Source organism: Streptomyces scabichelini (assembly GCF_011045015.1).
GTDB lineage: Bacteria > Actinomycetota > Actinomycetes > Streptomycetales > Streptomycetaceae > Streptomyces > Streptomyces scabichelini.
In genome coordinates this window covers 1-4,428 of the sequence record NZ_JAAKZY010000384.1, presented here as the reverse complement: position 1 = coordinate 4,428, position 4,428 = coordinate 1, and the positions used below count along the sequence as shown (strand labels likewise).

Below are 4,428 nucleotides of genomic sequence, written 5' to 3'. Positions count from 1 at the left end.
CCCGCGACCGCTCCCCACGGCACGAACCACGCCGACGTGCCCGCCGCGTCGTGCGCCCCGCCCGCCGCCGTGACCGTGACGTTCACGTCGACCGAGTCGAGCGCGGGCGGGTCGGGCCAGGGTTCGTCGAGGGTGACGCGGCGGCCGGGGAGCAGTTCGACGGGCAGGGTGCGCGGGGCACGGTCGAGCACCGCGCCGAACAGCCCGTCGGCGCGCACGGCGAGCTTCGGGGTCAGCACGGTGTTGCCGCGGTTGACCAGGTCGTACGAGATGCGGTCGTCCCGTACGGCCACGTGCTCGACCGTGAGCGCGGACAGCGTCGGGCCGCTGACCCGCACATGGACGCGTACGGCAGCGGATCTGCCGCCGCCGCTCGCGACGATCGCGCCGGGGTGGTCGCCGGGGATGGCACCCTCGGGGACGCTCACGGTGAACGGCACGTCGGCGCGCGTCCGCGCCGGCACCTTCACCGACTTCTCGGCGAAGGTGATCCACCCGCCGGTGTCCCTCGGCTCGGCCCGCAGCGCGAATCCGCCGCCCTCCTCACTGTTGTCGGCGTCCGCGCCCCGCAGCCGTACGGTGATCGGCTCCTTGCCCGGGTTGATCACCGACACCGTGTCCTGCAGAACGACCCCGGGCGCGCCCTCCGCGTAGAAGGACGGCCGCCCGTCCTGACCGCCCGCCGACGGCACGACGGACCAGCTGTCCTCGGCCACGGCGGTCGGCGCGACACCGAACAGGACGACGGCGGCGAGACAGAGGACACAGAGGCCACGGGCGGCTGACTGCGCGGGTGTCACAGGCGGCTCCAGACCAGAAGGTGCAACGCGAAGCGTTTCGTTGAGGGGCGGTGGTCGGGTGGCGGGTGGGCGTGCGAAGGCGGCTTGCTGGTGATGCTCGTACGAAGTGGCAGGTCAGCGCGTCGTCTGGTTCCTCCGGGTCAGCCACAGCACCCCGGCCGCGCCCGCGAGGAGCACCGTGCCGCCGAGCGTGCCGAGGGCGATCGCCGAGTCCTCGGGCCCCGTCTCCGGGAGCGCGGCGCCGGCGCCGGAGTCCGTGCCGCTACCCGCTCCGCCCTCGGGAGCGGTGGAGCCCGCCGAACCGCCGCCTCCGGCGGCCTTGACGTCCAGGGACAGCGCGGGACCCGGACTGTTGCCGGGCTCGCAGGTGGTCGTCGTGCCGAGCGCCTTGATGGTGAGGACGCCGGGCGTGAAGGTGACCTTGCCGCTCTTGGACGGCGTGTAAGTGCCGCTCAAGTCGCTGACTTTGATGGGTGTGTTGGCGGGAATCGCCTCCGCGTTGGGAGGGCCCTTCACGGTGAGCGTGCCGCTCTCGGCGCCGCCCAGCTTGATGGTGGCGCTCGGGCTCATGGCGCCCTTGCCCAGTTCGACCGGGCTGGACGAGACGCCCTTCTGCCAGGACATGGTGATTTTGTAGCCGCTGCCGCTCTCGGCGCTCTTGATGTCGATGGGCGAGACGGCGGACTTGTCGCCGATCGGCGTCTTGCAGTTGTACTCGACGTCGACAACCTCGGCCTGAGCTGCGGGGGCGGCCATCAGCACCGCCGAGCCGGCCAGGGCCGCGGCGAACGCGAGCGCGGCGGTTCGTTTCTGGTACGTCCGGTATGACACGGTCCCCTCATTCCTGACGGCACATCAGATCGGCCGTCAAGGTACGCCCGGGGCCTTGTCGAGGGAAGACATAAGGACGCGCCGGATCTGATCGATCCGCCGCGTACGAAGAAGGGTTCGAACCTGCGGTAACCCTTGGTGGGAGTTACCTTCCGGCTAAGCGGGGGCTCCGAGCTCCGCCCACACCGTCTTGCCGGCGACCCCGGGAGACCGGACAACCCCCCAGTCCAGACACAGCCGCTGCACGATGAACATCCCGTGGCCGCCGGGGCGCCCGGCACGGTGCGGGGTGCGCGGGGCGGGCTGGCCGGCGCCCCGGTCGGAGACCTCGACGCGCAGCACCTTGGTGTCGCAGGTGATCCACAGCTCGTCCGGGCCCTCGGCGTGCAGACAGGCGTTGGTGACGAGCTCGGAGACGACCAGCAGCACATCCTCGGCGGCGGCCCGCCGGTCGGCGGTCGCGGCGGGCAGCCAGCCCCACGCGTACAGCGCCTGGCGGGTGAAGTCGCGGGCAAGCGGGACGAGGCCGCTCTCGCCGCTGAAGTTCAGCCGGCGGGTCTGACGGGCATCTGGGCGCGCGGACCCGTCGTCTCTGGCCTCCCCCGAAGCGCCGCTGACGCCCGCATCCGGGCCGCGGTCGCCCGGCGGGTAAGGCCGGGTGGTGCTCATCAGCGCTTCACCTCACCGATTCACCGGTTCACGATTCAAGACTCAGGACACTCAGATTCAAGGTTCAGGACATCCAGAAAGCTCAGGACACTCGGGATCCGGGACTGCCGCGCGCTTGCCGTTGGCCTTGTTGACATATTCAGGATGTCTCCTGCCCGGCCGAACCGTCAGAACACCCACTGATTCGGCAGGGACACTGTGACGCTGGTAACGCACCGGTCACACAGTGACAACTGAGCCATAACTTCGCGCACCGCAGTCGGACGACTACCCGGTCAGGGCCTCTCGGTCAGGGCCGCTTCGAGCGTGTCGTGCACGGTGAAAACGGCCACCGCCCCGGTGATCTCGAAGACCCGGGCCACCACCGGAAGCATCTCGGCCAGATGGACCCCGCCGCCCGCGGCCTCGGCTTTCAGCCGGGCGCCGAGTAGCACATTCAGCCCTGTGGAGTCACAGAACTCGAGCCGCGAACAGTCCACGACGAGGCGTGCGAACCCGCGCTCGATGCAGTCCTCGAGGGGTTCTCGCAACAGATCGGCGGTGTGGTGATCCAACTCACCCGCCGGGGTCACGACCGCACTGGGGCCCTCTTCCCGCACCTCGACCAGAAGCCGGCCCGATTGCGCGCTGCCGACCGTCCCGCGGTCCATGCCGTCTCTCTCTTCCGACCGTCGTGGCTGTTGATTGACGCTCTTGAACACTACGCCTTCCCTACGACCACGACTCCTGCCGTGCGGTTCCTTCCCTACGACCTCTCTACGACCTCGCCACACCCGAACAACCGCTCAAAAGCAGACATTTCTCCAGCAAGCGCACTTGCGGTGGGCTGACGAAAGCGGGTAGGGCTAGTAGGGACACGAATCAACACGGCCGGCTTTGGAGGCGCCGCACACCGCAGTGCACGTATTGGCATCGGCGGCCATATGCCGAGAACGATGGAGGACATCATGTCACCCCGGCTCGACGCATCGCAGACCCCCCGAGCGACGTCGACACCCTCTCCAGAACAGGCGGATCTCGTCGAGGAGGACCTCGACGGACTCGCCGGCCTTCCGGAGATCCCGCCGTACGACGAGGTGGGGCCGGTGGACGCACGGGCCCTTTCCAAGACCCTCTTCGAGCGGCTGGAATCCCTGGAAGAAGGCACGCACGAGTATTCGTACGTGCGCAACACGCTGGTCGAACTCAACCTCGCCCTGGTGAAGTTCGCCGCCTCCCGGTTCCGCTCCCGCAGTGAGCCGATGGAGGACATCATCCAGGTCGGCACGATCGGCCTGATCAAGGCGATCGACCGCTTCGAGCTCAGCCGTGGCGTGGAGTTCCCGACCTTCGCGATGCCGACGATCGTCGGCGAGATCAAGCGTTTCTTCCGCGACACGAGCTGGTCGGTGCGCGTGCCGCGCAGACTCCAGGAACTCCGCCTGGACCTGGCCAAGGCCGGCGACGAACTCGCCCAGCAACTGGATCGCGCTCCGACGGTGGGAGAGCTGGCGGATCGCCTGGGCCTGTCGAACGACGAGGTCGTCGAGGGCATGGCCGCGTCCAATGCGTACACGGCGTCCTCCCTGGACGCCCAGCCCGAGGAGGACGACTCCGAGGGCGCCCTGTCCGACCGCATCGGCTACGAGGACCACGGCCTCGAAGGCATCGAGTACGTCGAGTCCCTGAAGCCACTGATCGCCGAACTTCCTTCGCGCGACCGGAAGATCCTGTCCCTGCGCTTCGTCGCCAACATGACGCAGTCCGAAATAGGCGATGAGTTGGGCATCTCGCAGATGCATGTGTCGCGACTGCTGTCGCGGACGTTGGTGCGGTTGCGGAAGGGTTTGACGGTCGAGGAGTGAATCTCCTCTGACGCGTGACGCTGGTGGCGTCCGTGCGAGGTCCCGCTGGGCGGGGCTCGGCGGGCGCCGTCGCCGTTTGGCGCCTGGTCGGCGGGCGGCTGCGGGTTGGTTGTGGCTGGTCGCGCAGTTCCCCGCGCCCCTGGGTTTGTGGTGGGTGCGGGGCCGTGGGCCGGTGCGTCAGCCCGTCGCAGGGTGGGCATACGGCCCGGTGTCGGTACACAGTGCGGGTGACCTGAGACCGAACCTACGCGACGGGCATACGACGCACCGACCCACGCCCCCTC

General features: G+C 69.0%; 5 protein-coding genes. 1 reads left to right on the top strand and 4 read right to left on the bottom strand.

Features of this window, described 5'->3' with window-relative positions:
- The 4 genes from G5C60_RS49585 to G5C60_RS49570 all read right to left on the bottom strand — a co-directional run.
- Nucleotides 1-800 (bottom strand): hypothetical protein (locus G5C60_RS49585; RefSeq protein WP_165270715.1); only part of this gene is annotated, 800 nt, incomplete at its 3' end.
- A gap of 114 nt (nt 801-914) precedes the next feature.
- On the bottom strand, nt 915-1,631 hold the full coding sequence (locus G5C60_RS49580) for an LPXTG cell wall anchor domain-containing protein (RefSeq protein WP_165270713.1): 717 nt from the start codon (nt 1,629-1,631) through the stop codon (nt 915-917).
- A 156-nt stretch (nt 1,632-1,787) separates the two neighbouring features.
- Nucleotides 1,788-2,300 carry an ATP-binding protein gene (locus tag G5C60_RS49575; RefSeq protein WP_165270711.1) on the bottom strand — a complete coding sequence of 171 codons (513 nt, stop codon included), beginning with the start codon at nt 2,298-2,300 and terminating at the stop codon, nt 1,788-1,790.
- 275 nt (nt 2,301-2,575) lie between these two features.
- The gene (locus G5C60_RS49570; protein WP_165270717.1) at nt 2,576-2,950 is read right to left on the bottom strand and encodes an STAS domain-containing protein; all 375 of its coding nucleotides are present in this window, start codon (nt 2,948-2,950) and stop codon (nt 2,576-2,578) included.
- A 297-nt stretch (nt 2,951-3,247) separates the two neighbouring features.
- Here G5C60_RS49570 and G5C60_RS49565 point away from each other — a divergent pair, with 297 nt between their 5' ends.
- Nucleotides 3,248-4,144, top strand: coding sequence for an RNA polymerase sigma factor SigF (locus G5C60_RS49565; RefSeq protein WP_165270709.1), 897 nt, complete (start codon nt 3,248-3,250; stop codon nt 4,142-4,144).
- Nucleotides 4,145-4,428 lie beyond the last annotated feature (284 nt).

Excerpts from the sequence above, each read along its gene's own strand:
- G5C60_RS49575 (WP_165270711.1), bottom strand. The coding sequence starts at position 2,300 with ATGAGCACCACCCGGCCTTACCCGCCGGGCGACCGCGGCCCGGATGCG.
- G5C60_RS49570 (WP_165270717.1), bottom strand. The coding sequence starts at position 2,950 with ATGGACCGCGGGACGGTCGGCAGCGCGCAATCGGGCCGGCTTCTGGTC.
- G5C60_RS49565 (WP_165270709.1), top strand. The coding sequence starts at position 3,248 with ATGTCACCCCGGCTCGACGCATCGCAGACCCCCCGAGCGACGTCGACA.